The organism is Actinomadura nitritigenes, from assembly GCF_017573545.1.
Lineage (GTDB): Bacteria > Actinomycetota > Actinomycetes > Streptosporangiales > Streptosporangiaceae > Spirillospora > Spirillospora nitritigenes.
In genome coordinates, this window is sequence record NZ_JAGEOK010000021.1 from 139994 (window position 1) to 152986 (window position 12993).

The 12993-nt window shown below is 73.6% G+C and carries 17 protein-coding genes; 8 read left to right on the plus strand and 9 right to left on the minus strand.

All coding sequences use genetic code 11. From position 1 onward, the window contains the following. The first annotated feature begins 151 nt into the window (after window positions 1-151). The 3 genes from J4557_RS30240 to J4557_RS30250 are packed head-to-tail and all read left to right on the plus strand — an operon-like array spanning window position 152 to window position 1686. Window positions 152-736 carry a COG4315 family predicted lipoprotein gene (locus tag J4557_RS30240; protein ID WP_208270150.1) on the plus strand — a complete coding sequence of 195 codons (585 nt, stop codon included), beginning with the start codon at window positions 152-154 and terminating at the stop codon, window positions 734-736. Further along, a complete protein-coding gene (locus tag J4557_RS49950) occupies window positions 726-1229 on the plus strand; it encodes a COG4315 family predicted lipoprotein (RefSeq protein ID WP_208270151.1) in 504 nt (167 codons plus the stop codon). The genes J4557_RS30240 and J4557_RS49950 overlap by 11 nt, the downstream gene beginning before the upstream one ends. Beyond that, complete coding sequence (locus J4557_RS30250) at window positions 1210-1686, plus strand: hypothetical protein (RefSeq protein ID WP_208270152.1); 477 nt, start codon at window positions 1210-1212, stop codon at window positions 1684-1686. Before J4557_RS49950 ends, J4557_RS30250 begins: the two co-directional genes overlap by 20 nt. A gap of 98 nt (window positions 1687-1784) precedes the next feature. On the opposite strand, the gene J4557_RS30255 is transcribed toward J4557_RS30250, so the two are convergent. Next, window positions 1785-2171 (minus strand): winged helix-turn-helix transcriptional regulator, encoded by a 387-nt coding sequence (locus tag J4557_RS30255; RefSeq protein ID WP_208270153.1) that lies wholly within the window; start codon window positions 2169-2171, stop codon window positions 1785-1787. A 104-nt stretch (window positions 2172-2275) separates the two neighbouring features. Between J4557_RS30255 and J4557_RS30260 the strand changes: the two genes are divergently transcribed. Next, entirely contained in the window at window positions 2276-2899 is a 624-nt protein-coding gene (locus J4557_RS30260; protein ID WP_208270154.1) for an NAD(P)-dependent oxidoreductase, read from the plus strand. 43 nt (window positions 2900-2942) lie between these two features. Here J4557_RS30260 and J4557_RS30265 read toward each other — a convergent pair whose 3' ends face one another. Beyond that, entirely contained in the window at window positions 2943-3320 is a 378-nt protein-coding gene (locus J4557_RS30265) for a hypothetical protein (protein WP_208270155.1), read from the minus strand. Between the two features lie 150 nt (window positions 3321-3470). On the opposite strand from J4557_RS30265, the gene J4557_RS51765 reads away from it, so the two are divergent. After that, window positions 3471-4274: an NUDIX domain-containing protein gene (locus tag J4557_RS51765; RefSeq protein ID WP_208270156.1), complete on the plus strand. Its 804-nt coding sequence runs from the start codon at window positions 3471-3473 to the stop codon at window positions 4272-4274. Between the two features lie 60 nt (window positions 4275-4334). Here J4557_RS51765 and J4557_RS30275 read toward each other — a convergent pair whose 3' ends face one another. Next, window positions 4335-5432 (minus strand): winged helix DNA-binding domain-containing protein, encoded by a 1098-nt coding sequence (locus J4557_RS30275; RefSeq protein ID WP_208270157.1) that lies wholly within the window; start codon window positions 5430-5432, stop codon window positions 4335-4337. A 5-nt stretch (window positions 5433-5437) separates the two neighbouring features. Beyond that, on the minus strand, window positions 5438-5863 hold the full coding sequence (locus J4557_RS30280; protein WP_208270158.1) for a VOC family protein: 426 nt from the start codon (window positions 5861-5863) through the stop codon (window positions 5438-5440). A gap of 97 nt (window positions 5864-5960) precedes the next feature. Between J4557_RS30280 and J4557_RS30285 the strand changes: the two genes are divergently transcribed. Further along, entirely contained in the window at window positions 5961-6962 is a 1002-nt protein-coding gene (locus J4557_RS30285) for a helix-turn-helix transcriptional regulator (RefSeq protein WP_208270159.1), read from the plus strand. Window positions 6963-6972: 10 nt separating this feature from the next. On the opposite strand, the gene J4557_RS30290 is transcribed toward J4557_RS30285, so the two are convergent. The 3 genes from J4557_RS30290 to J4557_RS30300 all read right to left on the minus strand — a co-directional run bounded on the left by J4557_RS30290 (window position 6973) and on the right by J4557_RS30300 (window position 9811). After that, a complete protein-coding gene (locus J4557_RS30290) occupies window positions 6973-7599 on the minus strand; it encodes a LysE family translocator (RefSeq protein ID WP_307800292.1) in 627 nt (208 codons plus the stop codon). Between the two features lie 83 nt (window positions 7600-7682). Next, window positions 7683-8828 carry a transglutaminase-like domain-containing protein gene (locus J4557_RS30295; protein WP_307800293.1) on the minus strand — a complete coding sequence of 382 codons (1146 nt, stop codon included), beginning with the start codon at window positions 8826-8828 and terminating at the stop codon, window positions 7683-7685. Window positions 8829-8896: 68 nt separating this feature from the next. After that, window positions 8897-9811, minus strand: a complete 915-nt coding sequence (locus J4557_RS30300) for an NmrA family NAD(P)-binding protein (RefSeq protein ID WP_208270161.1) — start codon at window positions 9809-9811, stop codon at window positions 8897-8899. A 124-nt stretch (window positions 9812-9935) separates the two neighbouring features. On the opposite strand from J4557_RS30300, the gene J4557_RS30305 reads away from it, so the two are divergent. Next, window positions 9936-10355: a MerR family transcriptional regulator gene (locus J4557_RS30305; RefSeq protein WP_208270162.1), complete on the plus strand. Its 420-nt coding sequence runs from the start codon at window positions 9936-9938 to the stop codon at window positions 10353-10355. A 70-nt stretch (window positions 10356-10425) separates the two neighbouring features. Here J4557_RS30305 and J4557_RS30310 read toward each other — a convergent pair whose 3' ends face one another. Then, window positions 10426-11223 (minus strand): endonuclease/exonuclease/phosphatase family protein, encoded by a 798-nt coding sequence (locus J4557_RS30310; protein WP_307800294.1) that lies wholly within the window; start codon window positions 11221-11223, stop codon window positions 10426-10428. A gap of 114 nt (window positions 11224-11337) precedes the next feature. Next, window positions 11338-12378, minus strand: coding sequence for a hypothetical protein (locus tag J4557_RS30315; protein WP_208270163.1), 1041 nt, complete (start codon window positions 12376-12378; stop codon window positions 11338-11340). A gap of 118 nt (window positions 12379-12496) precedes the next feature. Here J4557_RS30315 and J4557_RS30320 point away from each other — a divergent pair, with 118 nt between their 5' ends. Beyond that, complete coding sequence (locus J4557_RS30320; protein WP_208270164.1) at window positions 12497-12955, plus strand: NUDIX hydrolase; 459 nt, start codon at window positions 12497-12499, stop codon at window positions 12953-12955. Window positions 12956-12993: the final 38 nt, after the last annotated feature.

Consider the following 12993-nt stretch of genomic DNA (forward strand, 5'->3'; position numbering starts at 1 on the left):
GGTTCGCCATCGGGCCTTCGGTGACTGAGAAAGAGCAGGTCAGCGTCTTGGCAAGTCAGTTCGGCCACCGCTTCCCCGGGTAAGGGCGGAGCCGGAAAGGAAGGCATCGGCTCGACCGATTCCGAGCCCTCCAAGGGAAGGACGTCCTGCGATGTCCCGAACGACTCTGCGCAGCACTCCGCACTCGTCCGGTCCGGCGACCCCGGCGTGGCGGAGCCGCGGCGTGCGCATGGCGGTGCCCGTCGCGGCGCTCGCGGCCGCGGCCACCGCGTGCGGGGGCTCGGCCGGTCCGGGCGGCGCCCACGCGCACCGCCCCGCCGTGCCGGTGGCCGCGACGACGGCGCCGAACACCTCGAACGAGGGCGGGACGATCGCCACGGCGAAGGTCGGCAACCTCGGGCAGGTCCTGGTCGACGGCGAAGGCCGCACGGTCTACCTGTTCGAGAAGGACCAGGGCGGCACGTCGTCCTGCTCCGGGCCCTGCGCGGCGGTGTGGCCGCCCGTCACGACGACGGGCACGCCGCACGCCGGCACCGACGCCAAGGCGGCCAAGCTCGGCACGACCACCAGGAGCGACGGAAAGAAGCAGGTCACCTACGGTGGGCACCCGCTGTACTACTACACGCCCGACGGCGCCGTGAAGGGCAGCGCCAAGGGGCAGGGGCTCAACCAGTTCGGCGCCGGGTGGTACGTGGTGTCCTCGGCCGGCCAGAAGGTCGAGAAAGGTGGCTCCTGACACGTCGCGCGCGCGGATCCCGTCCCCGCGCTGGTCCGCCGTCGCGGCGGCGGGCCTGCTGGCCGCCGGCTGCGCGTTCGCGACGAATTCCCAGAGCCCCGGCCACCAGCAGGTCACGTCGGCCGCCGTGCCGAAGCTCGGACGGGTCCTGGTCGACGACAAGGGCCGCACGCTGTACCTGTTCGCCGCCGACCCGCCGAACCGGTCCACCTGCTTCGGCGCGTGCGCGAGCATCTGGCCACCGGCCACGACCCAGGGACCGCCCGGGACGTCCGGCGGGGCCCAGGCGGGCATGCTGACCACGATCGCCCGCCCCGACGGGCCGCGCCAGATCGTCTACGCCGGGCACCCGCTGTACTACTACCAGGCCGACACCGGACGCGGCGACGCCCAGGGCCAGGGCATCACGCAGTTCGGCTCTCCCTGGTTCGCCCTCACCCCGCAAGGACAGATCCAGACCACCGGGAGTGCCCATGGTGGCTACCAGCCCTGACCTCACCGGCACGGGGGCCCTGTCCCCGGCTCTGCTGCGCCACCTGTCGGCGCTCCTGCTGTTCGGCGTCGGCGCCGTGCACCTGTACGAGTTCCTGGCCGACCACTACCGCGTCATCCCGATCATCGGCCCCCTGTTCGCGGCGAACTTCGCCAGCGCGGTGGTACTGGGCATCCTGCTGCTCGTACCGCTCGCCTCCATCCCGCTCGTCCGGTCCCTGCCGCTGATCGGCCGGGCCCCGCACGCGCTCGTCGCGCTCGGCGGGATCGTGTTCCTCCTGGGCACGATCATCGGCCTGCTCATCAGCGAGCAGGCGACGCTCTTCGGCTTCCACGAGTACGGCTACCGGACGACGGTCTGGCTGGCACTCGGCCTCGAATCGGCCGCCGTCCTGGCCCTCGCCGGCTACCTGGTCATGGAGACCCGCCGAGCCCGCCTCCACCCGGCCACCGCCTGACATCCGGCGAAGCCCCGCGCCACGGACCGGCCGACGACCCTCATGAGCGGACGCCGGCGTGGAAGCCGGTCACCGTCCGCCCGGACATCGCGGCGTCGTCATCCGGTGTGGTCCAGACGGGCGGCGTCGTCGTAGGACTCGCGGGCGTCGAGCAGTTCGTCCCAGTGCTCCTCGGTCCAGGCGCACGCCGCGGCCATCGGCTGGAGCATGCTGCGGCCGAGCGGGGTCAGCTCGTACTCGACATGCGGCATCGTCCCGGGATGGACGGTGCGCTCGACGAGCCCGTCCCGTTCGAGAGAGCGCAACGACCGGGTGAGGACCTTGGGCGTGACGCGGCTCAGCGGGACGCGCAGCTCGGAGAACCGGCGCGGTCCGTGCTCCAGGCAGCGGATGACGAGCCCCGCCCATTTGTCGCCGAACCGGATCGGGTTGAGGGCGGACGGGCACAGCTCGTCGAACATGTCGGCGGGCAAAGGCTCCCTCATGCCCTCACGATAACCGGTATCCCGGCGGAAACCGCGGCCCCCGTTAACGTCGGCGCACCGGCCGGGCGCACGGGCTCCCGGCCCTGGTGAAAGGCGGTTCCTCCATGAACATCGTGGTCTTCGGCGCGGGCGGCCGGGCCGGGCGGCAGGCCGTCGCCGAGGCGCACCGGCGCGGCCACCGGGTCACCGCCGTGGTGCGCGACCCGGCGCGCCACGGCGACCTGGCCGGCGCGCGGGTCGTGGCGGGCGACGTCACCGACGCGGCCGGCGTCGGGCGGGCCGCCGCCGGGCACGACGCCGCCGTCAGCGCCGCCGCGGACCTGGCGGTGCCGCCGCACGACTTCTTCACCGCCTCGTCCCGCGCGCTGGCCGCCGGGCTGGCCGGGGCGGGCGTGCGCCGCCTGCTGGTGGTCGGGCTCGCGTCGATCATGCCCGGGCCGTCCGGCGTTCCGCTGATGGACGAGCCCGGCTACCCGAACGAGTACCGGTCCTTCTACCTCGGCCACGCGGCGGGCCTGGACGAGCTCCGGGCCTCCGACCTCGACTGGACGTACGTGGCGCCCGCGGGCGACTTCGACCACGACGGCGCCCCGGCCGGCCGGTACGCGATCGCGGACCACGGCGATCCGGCCAGCCGCATCACCTACGCGGACTTCGCGATCGCGCTGCTCGACGAGATCGAGAAGCCCCGCCACCGCCGCGCCGCGATCAGCGTCCGGGAGGCGTGACGCCCGAGGTCCGTGCCGGCTCGGACCCTCGGGGCGCGCCGGGTCAGCCGCCGTCTTCGAACGTGTCCATCGCGTCCTCGTACGCCTGCTCGTAGGCGGCTTCCTGGTAGGCGTTCTGGACGGCCTGCTGGGCGAAGCCGGTGTCGAACGAGTCGTCGTCACCGCCGTCGTCATCGTCATCGAGCATCTCGTTGACGACGGCACCGGCGACGAACCCGGCCGCGAGACCGCCGGCCGCGCCCGCGGCCACGCCGCCCCAGCCCGGCCCGTGGCCGCCGTGGTGCTCGCCGTGATGGGCGCCGTGGCCGAACCCCTCGTGCCCGTACTCATGCCCGCCGAAGCCGTGCCCGCCACCGTGCCCGGCCACGGCCTGCAGCCAGGACTCCAGCTCGTCCGCGAGACCCCGGCCACGGTGGAGCACCGCAGCCGCCCTCTCCGCAACGGTCTGCTACAAGTGTAGTTAGAAGCGCCCTCGGCGGTACGGGGAACCGGCGAGGGCGCCGGATCAAGAATTCGATCGGATGTTCGAGAAACCGGGACGGGCGCCTTTCCGGCTCCTAGGCTCGACACCGTGAGCTCCTCCGAGACCACTGAGCCGTGCCGGGGTTTCTGGGCCGACACCGCCCGCGTCAGGACCGGTTACCTGGCCGAGGTGCCGACCCACACGCTGGTGCTGAAGCTCGCCGAGGAGGTCGGCGAGGTCGCCGAGGCCTACATCGGGATGACCGGCGGCAACCCCCGTAAGGGCGTCCACAAGAGCAGGACCGATGTGCTGGACGAGCTCGCCGACGTCATGCTGTCCGCCGCGATCCCCATGGTCGATCTGGCGGGCGGCGCGGCCGAGGCCGAGGCGCACATGGCCGGACGTCTCGGGATCGTCTCCGCCCGCACGGTCGCCGCGCCACCGGCGGAGGGCGGCGCCGGCGGCTGGTACGGGTCCTTCGTCGCGCCCCATGTCGTCCTGCGGCGCCAGGACGGCCAGGTCCTGATGCTGCGCCGCCACAACACCGGGTACGCCGACGGGTGGCTCTGCCCGCCCGCCGGACGGATCGAGCCGGGCGAGGACGTGCTGGCCGCCGCGATCCGCGAGGCCCGCGAGGAGACCGGGGTCCGGCTGCGCCGCGAGGACGCCCGTTTCGTCCATGTCATGCACCGCACCGCCGAGACGCTGCCGGGCCCGTGCCACGCGGTGAGCGACTTCTGGTTCCGCTTCGACCGCTGGGAGGGCGAACCGCGCGCCGCCGAGCCGGACAAGGCGTCCGAGGCGGTGTGGATCGACCCGGTCAGGCCGCCCCGCGACGTGATCCCGCACTGCGCGCTGGCGCTCGCCGCGATCATGCGCGGCGAGCCGTTCGGCGTGCACGGCTGGGCCTGACGCGGCGCCCTCCCCGGCTCCCGCGGCACGCTCCGCCTGCTCCTGTGCCGACGCCTCCGCCTACACCGGATCGGTGATCCGGACGCGGTCGCCGTCGCCGTCGGAGAGGAACGACGCCAGCGCCCGCCCCTCCTCGGCGACGGCGGTGCGCTCGGCTCGGGAGAAGCGGCGCAGCGGGGTGACGGCCACCGTGCCGGCGTCGGCGCTCCAGGTCGCGGCGGCCCGCCCGTCGACCAGCACCACGCGGGCGCCCGTGACGGACAGGCCGCGGTGGTCGTCGTCGATGATCCGGCCGCGGTCGTGGTAGCCGAGGATCGCGTTGTCGTACGCCGGCAGGAACCGCACGGGGGCGGGCGTGTCGGGATCCGGGCGCGGCGCGTCGGGGAGGTCGAGCAGCTCGCGGCCCCGCCCGTCCCGGAAGGCGACCAGTTCGCCGCGCATCGCGGCGATCGCGGCGGGCAGTCCCGCGAGACCGCACCAGGCGCGCAGGTCGGCCGAGGCGGCGGGCCCGAACGCGGCCAGGTAGCGCCGCACCAGCACCTGCCCCACCGGGTCCGAACCGTCCGTCGGCGGAGGGTCGGCCTCGCGGCCGAGCCAGGAGGACAGCGGGACGTTGCGCACCCCCGCCCTGGTCCGCCACAGCCCGCGCGGCGGGATCTGCGCCATCGGGACGAGGGCGGCGACGAGCATCTCGCCCAGGGCCCGCGGTGACGGGTCCGGCCGGCGTCCGGCGACCGCGCGCGCCAGCTCCGCCATGGAGCGCGGCTCGCCGTCGGCCGTCACCGCCCGCCCCGCCGCCGCGAGTTCGTCGAGATCCACCCCGGCGAACTCGCCGCGGTAGACCCCGAGGACCCGCTGGCGCAGCATCGCCTCGTGTCGGCCCCGCCAGGACAGGGCGTCCTCGGCGGTGACGAGGTGGACGGTGCGGCGCATGAGGTGCGTCCGCACCACGCGCCGTCCGGTCAGCAGGTCCGAGAGCGTCGCCGGGTCGAACGCGCGGAGCCGCGACCAGAGCCCGACGAACGGCTCCTGCGGTTCCTGCGCCTGCAGGCCACAGAGGTGCCCGATCGCGTCGACGGCCGGGAGGCCGGCGCGATCGAGGAGCAACTGGCGGGCGAGCGTCGCGCGGCCCAACGCCCGGTCGTCGAGGACGGCCACCGGGGTCAGGACGCGTCGTAGCCGCCGGCGACGTCCAGGACCCAGACGACGCCGAACCGGTCCACGAGCATCCCGTAGAGGGGCGCCCACTGCGCGGGCCCGAGAGGCTGCCGGACGGTCGCCCCCTCGGAGAGCTTCTCCCAGCAGGCGGTGATCTCCTCGGCCGTCCCGCCGCGCACCGAGACGAAGAACGCGTTCTCGCCCCGGTTCCACGGCAGGTTCGACGGAACGTCGTACGCCATCACCCGGAAACCGTTGCCGGCGGCCACCTGGCCCCACATCACCCGGTCCGCGTCGGCCGGGTCCTGGACGTTTCCGGCGTCCTTGTAGGTGACCACGGCCATGTCCCCGCCGAACACGGACCGGTAGAAGGACAGCGCCTCGCGCGCATCGCCTCGGAAGTTCAGGTGGGTCACGGCGTCGACGGCCATCGCGGGCTCCTCATCGTTCGGTTTCGTCGGGCTCGGTGTCCACCGTCGCAGTGGAAGCGGACAGGTTGTGGCCGCTTCTCCCGCGAGAATCGGAAGCATGCACAAGACCTCAGCGCGGCTGCTGGAGCTGCTCTCGCTGCTCCAGGCGCGCCGGGACTGGCCGGGCGCGCTGCTGGCCGAGCGCCTGGGCGTCAGCCCGCGCACGGTGCGCCGCGACGTCGACCGCCTGCGCGAGCTGGGCTACCCCATCGCCGCGATCAAGGGGCCGGACGGCGGGTACCGGCTCGCGGCCGGCACGGAACTGCCGCCGCTGCTGTTCGACGACGAGCAGGCCGTCGCCCTCGCCGTCGCCCTCCAGACCGCCGCCACCAGCGGCGCGGGCATCGAGGACGGCGCGGCGCGCGCGCTGGCCACCATCAGGCAGGTCATGCCGTCGCGGCTGCGCCACCGGATCGACACCTTGCAGGTCACCGCCGTCGAGCGGCCGGCGCCCCGGCCGGAACCGCAGGTCGACGGCGGCGTGCTCATGGCGCTCGGCGCCGCCGTCCACGCCCGCGAGGTCGTGCGGTTCGACTACGCGCCCGCCGCACCTCCGGAGGCGGGCGGCGGCGCCCCGGTCCCGCCGCGCCGGGCCGAGCCCCACCACCTCGTGACCTGGGGCGGCCGCTGGTACCTCGTCGCCTGGGACCTCGACCGCGAGGACTGGCGCACCTTCCGCGCCGACCGGATCACCCCGCGCGCCCCCACGGGGCCCCGCTTCACCCGCCGCAACGTTCCCGGTGGCGACGTGGCCGCGTTCGTGGCCGGCCGCTTCCGCGGCTCCAGCGGCTCGGCCGGATGGGCCTGCCGCGGCGAGGTGATCCTCGACCTGCCCGCCGCGGTCGTGTCCCGCTACTCCCGGGACGGGCTCGTCGAGGAGCTCGGCCCGGACCGGTGCCGGCTCGTCCTGGGCTCGTGGTCCTGGCCCGGCCTGGCCGCCGCCGTCGGCCGCTTCGACGCGGACTTCGAGGTCGTCGGTCCCGCCGAGCTCGAGGACGCCTGCGCCGACCTGGCCCGCCGCTACACCGCCGCCGCGTCCATCGGCCGCGCCGGCCACTGAGGGAACGCCCCTATTTCGCGACGGCCACGAGCCGGACGGCGAGGCCGGTGAAGACGGTGCCGCTGAAGATGTTGAGGCCGCGCGCGACGCGGCGGCTCCGCCGCAGCAACCGGGCGAGCCGGCCGGACAGCAGCCCGACCGTCCCGTCCACGGCGAGGCCGATGAGCACGAGCGTCAGCCCGAGCACGAGGAACTGGACCATCGGGTGCCCGAGCGAGGGATTCACGAACTGCGGCAGGAACGCGATGTTGAACAGGATGACCTTGGGGTTCAGCAGGTTGGTGACGACGCCCCGCCAGAACGCGCGGAGCCGGCCCGGTCCCGCGGGGGCGGCCTCGTCACCGGCTTCACCGCGGTCCAGGAACGACCTCACCGCGAGGTAGAGGAGGTAGGCGGCGCCTGCCCAGCGCAGCACGTGGTAGAGGGTCGGCAGGGTGGTGAACAGGGCCGAAAGGCCGAGCATCGCCGCGATCGCATGGGTGAGCGCGCCGGTGGCCACTCCCGCCGCGGCCATCACGCCGGTGGCGGGGCCGCCCCGTCCGCCCATGGCCACGATGAACATCATGTCGGGGCCAGGCGTGAGGCACAGGGCGAGCGCGGCGACAAGAAACGCAACATAAAGGGATGTATCCAACACGCTCGCATCATGGAACGCCGGACCGCCTCCGCGCGACCCTTTAACCGGCCGCGCCTCCTGACGACGACCGGCACGGCCCGCGCTCAGCGCGGCTCGCTCGGCAGGTGGGCGTAGACGGCAGGTCCATGCGGGGCGGTTCGCAGGGCCGCCCGCAGGGCCGGCGGCGGTACGGCGTGGACCTCCCGGTGATCGGTCTCACCGCGGGCCGGGTCGGTGCGGTGCGCGAGGCGCGCGTCGTACAGGTCGAAGCCGGCGGCCGCGCCGCCGCACGGATCGAGCCGGCTCCATCGCCCGACGATCCGGGTGGCGACGAGGGCGTGCAGGTGGAAGCCGCCGGGCCCGCGGTCGTCGGCCAGACGCTGGTAGCACACACCGGCCGGAAGGCCCCGGGCGCGCAGCAGGGCGACCAGCAGGTGGGCCTTGCCGTGGCACAAGGCGTCCCCGCACCGCAGCACCTCGGACGCCCGATAAGCGGTACTCCACCGGTCCACGTCTTCCGAACGGGCGATGGTGTCCCGCACGAACACGAACGCCGCCTCGGCGTACCGCTCCGGATCGACCTCCACGGACCACCCGTCGACGCCGCCGCAACCGCGTTCCAGTTCCTCTGCGACCGCCTCTACCGCCGGATGCCGGTAGTCGGCGACCTCGTCGGCCGCGTAATACGCCTCGGGATCGTCGCGAACCGGGATGAGGGCGAGGTAGCCGTCACCGCGATCGGGCCACCGGCGAGCGCCCGCACCGACCTGCGCCGGGAGCGGCGCGAGCGGGGTGACGGCCGGCGGCACCGGCAGCCGCCAGACGTCGCCCACCAGCGCCGTGACCCGCTCGGCGATCCGCGTCCCCAGGCGACGCCGGATCGGCCCCTCCAGGACGGCCACCCGCAGAACCACCCAGGTCGACATCGGGCCGAGAGCGGTGACCGTCGCGGTGACCAGCACCGGATCGAGCCCTCCGGGGCCGCTTCCGACCAGACCGCGCAGCGTTCGCCGGTCCCCTGCCGTCCGGACCTCCGGCGAGCCGCCCGAGCGCCCCGCCCGAGCGACGGCCGCGCGCAGACGTGCCTCCGCATCGGCCGACGCCAGCGGCAGCAGGAACTCGACCTCGTGGACGACCTTGCGCAGCCGCCCCGCCACCCAGCGCACGCCCCGTCGAGCCGCCCTCGACCCGGCCGCCGCCGCGAGCGCCGCCACCAGCGCAGCGCGCTCCTCGTCCTTCCCGGAGGTCACCGCCGAAGCGTGCCCGACCCGCGACCGCCGCTGCAAGATCAGGAGAAGGGCCGGAAACCGGCGGGGTGTCAGGCAGGCAGGTTCGCGGTGCGGGCGAAGTCCTCCACGGAGGCCGGCTTGATCTCCGGGTAGCGGTCGTTGTCCAGGGTGTCGAACTTGCCCTTTCCGGTGACCATGCACCACTGGTATTGCAGGGCCACGTAGTCGAACGGGTTCTGCGTCGTCATGGCGCGGCGCTCTATCTCGGCCCGCAGTTCGTCGGCCGTGCCCAGCGTCCGCAAGGTGAGCTTCCGGCCGGTGCCGCGCTCGACGGCCTCGCGGAACCGGCGCATCGAGACGACCTCACCGGCGAAGCGGACCGTCCCGCCGTCCGCCAGTGCCGGGTCGAGGGCGGCGGCGACGGTGTAGAGGGCCGTGTCCTGGACGGTGGTGAGGTCCATCGGCTGGTCGGGGTCGCCCCAGTGCGACAAGGTGCCCTTCTCCCAGTCGATGAGGTCCATGAAGCCGGTCATCACCTCGGCGAAGGCGCCGTTCAGCACCGACAGCACGCCGAGCCGCGATCCCCCGAACAGTGCCGCCGCCTGCCGCCGCCAACCGATCATGACGTTGTCGCCGTCGTCGAGCTTGGTGATGTCGATGGCGAAGTCCGAGGGGACGAACCGAGCGGCACCGGCCTGCTCGGCGGCGGCCAGGAGGTTCGCCTGCCCGTCGATGATGAGGTCGGGGCCGCCCTGGACGGCGGAGACGACGGTCCGCGCCCCGCCGATGGCGGTGGCCAGCCGGTCGGCCGGGTCGGTGATGTCGCCCTCGACCAGCTCGACCCCCTCGGCCCGCAGGGCGTCGAGCGCTCGCTTCTTCTCACCTGCGGCGCCGGGGCGCACCAGCGCGCGCACGGTCACATCCCGGTCCAGGAAGGCCGACACGATCCGGTTGCCGAGCAACCCGGTCGCGCCCACGACGAATACGTCTGCCTGTGCTGCCATCGTCCTTGGTCTCCTTGCGTCGTCATGCCGTACCGCGCCACGCAGGGCGCGCTCGCCTCGGGCGGGCGATCACGAAGGTAAACTCTGAAACCAGTTACAAGGTCAAGCGGCGAAAGCGGTTCGGATGCGCATCGGGGAACTCGCCAGGCGCACGGGGGTCGACGAGCAGCTCCTCCGCTACTACGAGAAGCAGGGCCTGCTCACGCCGGAGCGGTCTCCCAACGGCTACCGCGACTACGCCGACGCCGACGTCGGCGCGGTGCGGAAGATCCGCGCCCTGCTGGCCGCCGGGCTGTCCACCGCCACGATCGCCCAGGTCAGCTCGTGTCTGCGCGACGACTCCCTGCCGACTCCCGCGTGCGCGGGTGTCATCGGGCGCCTGCGCGACGAACGCGCGAGGCTCGACCAGGCCATCGAAGGTCTCCTTGAGGCCCGCGCCGCTCTCGACGATGTCATCGACCGCGGCCAGGACCACGAAGCCCCGCACGGTGACGTCTCCACCGGCAAGCCCGCTTGGGGAAGTGCGCTAACGAGGCCGAGGTAACGCCCACCGGCCTCGAACATCCGAAAGCGCGTGATCTCGAGTCCGCGCCGGTCCCCGACGCGCGAGGGGATCAGAGGTCGAGGACCAGGGCCCGGTGGTCGGACACTTCGGGCGCGGTCGCGATCTCGAACCGCTCCACCGCGCCGGGGTCGGAGACCAGCAGGTAGCTCGCGTGCCGGAGCGGCTTCGGGTAGCGGGAGGTCCGGGTGTCGGCGCCGCCGACCAGGTCGGTCAGCCCGAGGTCGGCGAGGATCGCGAAGGTGGTGCTGCCGGGGAGCAGGTTGAAGTCGCCGCACACCACGGTCAGGTCGCCGTCCTCGCGCGCTCCCTCGACGAGGTCGGCCAGCCGTCCGGCCTGCGCTCGGCGGGCCGGGGTGTCGGCCTTGCCGCGCGGATCGCGCAGGCCGTGGAGGTTCACGACGGTGACGAACCGCTCCGCCCGGCGGTCGTGCACGCGCACGGCCAGCGCGGCACGGGGCCGGCCGTCGTTCGGCCATCGGTCGCGGTGCTCGGTGTAGGCGCCGTGCACGAACGCGGACCGTACGCCGACCAGCGGAAGGGTCTCCCCGACGAAGGTGGCCAGGCCGAAGTCCTGCCGGTGGAACCCCTGTTGCCGATCTTGGACCGGCCCCGCGTCGCTCGCGGTGAAGAGCCCGTGGTGGCGCGGGAGGCGGGCGCGGACATCCCCCAGCAGGTTCGCCCGCTGGGGCAGCGACCGGTCGGCGTCGTCGAAGCGCGTCCAGCCGCCGAGACCCGGCGTGTGGGTGACCTCTTGCAGGCACAGGACGTCGGCGCCGCACGCGTCGAGCCAGGGGGCGAGGTCGTCGAACATCGCGCCGCCCCAGGCGTTGAGGGAGATGATCCGCACGTGCACCGAATCTAGTCCGCCCGCCGAGCCGGCCGGTCGCCCGAGCACCCGGCCCCGGCCGCTCGCCGGACGGGCGATGCCCGCCCGGCGAACGGTGCGCGCGGCGCCGTGCGGCTAGTCCTGGACGGTGAACTCCGTGGTGACCGGGGAGGGCCCGAGCACCCAGGACGCGGTGAGCTTCACCTTGGTGCCGGCCGGGACCGACTCGTCGACGTAGATGCTGAACTGGGCGCCGTCCTTGTCGGACGGGATGCTGCCGTCGGCGGGCAGGCCGCTGAAGTAGGCGCTGACGCCCGGGGTGTCGCTCGTCAGGTTGATCCTGGCGCCGAACGGGTGCCAGATGCCGCCGAGACCGACCACCCCGAAGTTCTCGGCGTTGCCCGGCCGGTGACGCACCGGCCCGAGGACGCCGACGGAGTACCGCTTGGGCACGCCGATGACGCCGGCGAACTGCGTGGCGGTGCTCAGAGCGGCCCTGACGGTCGCGAAACGCGGCTGGTCGTAGGCCGTGACGTCCATGGCGAAAGTGGCGCCGGTGGCCCCGGCCGGCACCTCCACGTAGTACGGGAACGAGACGGCCGAGCTCTCGTACGGGGTCTGGCGCAGGTCCACGGCCAGCCCGCCGACCGGCGCCGGGGACTTGAGCCGCACCGTGCCGGTGATCTTGCTTCCCTCCACCGCGATGCGCTTGTCCACGGTGAAGGAGGTGACGTCCTGCACCCGCGCGTCGATCGGGTCGACGGTGACGGACGTCTCCGCGGCGGAACCGCCGGCACGGGCGGTCAGCCGGGTCACGGTCCCCGCGCTGGTCGCGGACTGCACCCTGATCGGGAAGCTGACGCTGCGCTGCCCGGCGGGCACCGTCGCCCTGTGCCTGGTCGCCTGCCAGTAGGTCAGGTCCTCGAACTCGTTGCCGTCCAGAAGGTCGACGGCGACCCCGCCCGCAGGAGCCGGCTCGGCCAGGGTGACCGTCTGGATCGCCTGCTCCCCCGAGGTGATCCTGGAAGGCGACACGGTCGTGGACGCGACCGTGACCTCGGCCGCCGACGCACGCAGCGGAGCGAAGACCGCGGCGGCCAGCGCGAGGGGCAGCACGGCGCCGCCGGCACGGCGCCCGGCCCGCCGAACGGAGAAAGCGGAAGTGGATGCGTTCATGGGCCCAGTCAATGATCTTCACCGGGCCCCGCACCAGATCAGGCCCTCATACGTTCGATCTCCGTAAGAACTCCTCCACCGGCGCCGTCACCTCGCCACCCGGCCTCAGAATGCTCGGGTGACCCGACCCAGGATCCGCGTCGCCGCCTATGTGATCCGGCTCCGCGCCGCTCCCGAACTCCTCGTCTTCGACCACGTCGGCATGCCTCAGGCCGGCACCCAGGTCCCGGCCGGCGGCGTCCGCCCCGGCGAGGAACCGGAGCAGGCCGTCCTACGCGAGGTTCTCGAAGAGACCGGCCTGCGCACTGCCTCCGTGGTCGAGCCGCTCGTCGTCGAGAACAAGCCCCACCCCGACACCCACCAGCCGCGCAGGACCACCTACTTCCACCTCCGAGCACCCGCGTCCACAGCGGACACATGGGCTCACACGGTAGGCGGCGCCGGGGAGGACACCGGCCTGACCTTCGCCTGCCGTTTCCTGCCGCTCCCCCTGGAACGGCCCCTGACCGACGATCAGGACGCCTGGCTAGGCCGCATCGACCCCCGGTGGGCCACTACGAGCGCTCGTCGTCCGTGACCCCGCGGGCTCGCTCACCACGCCCTGCGCATATCATC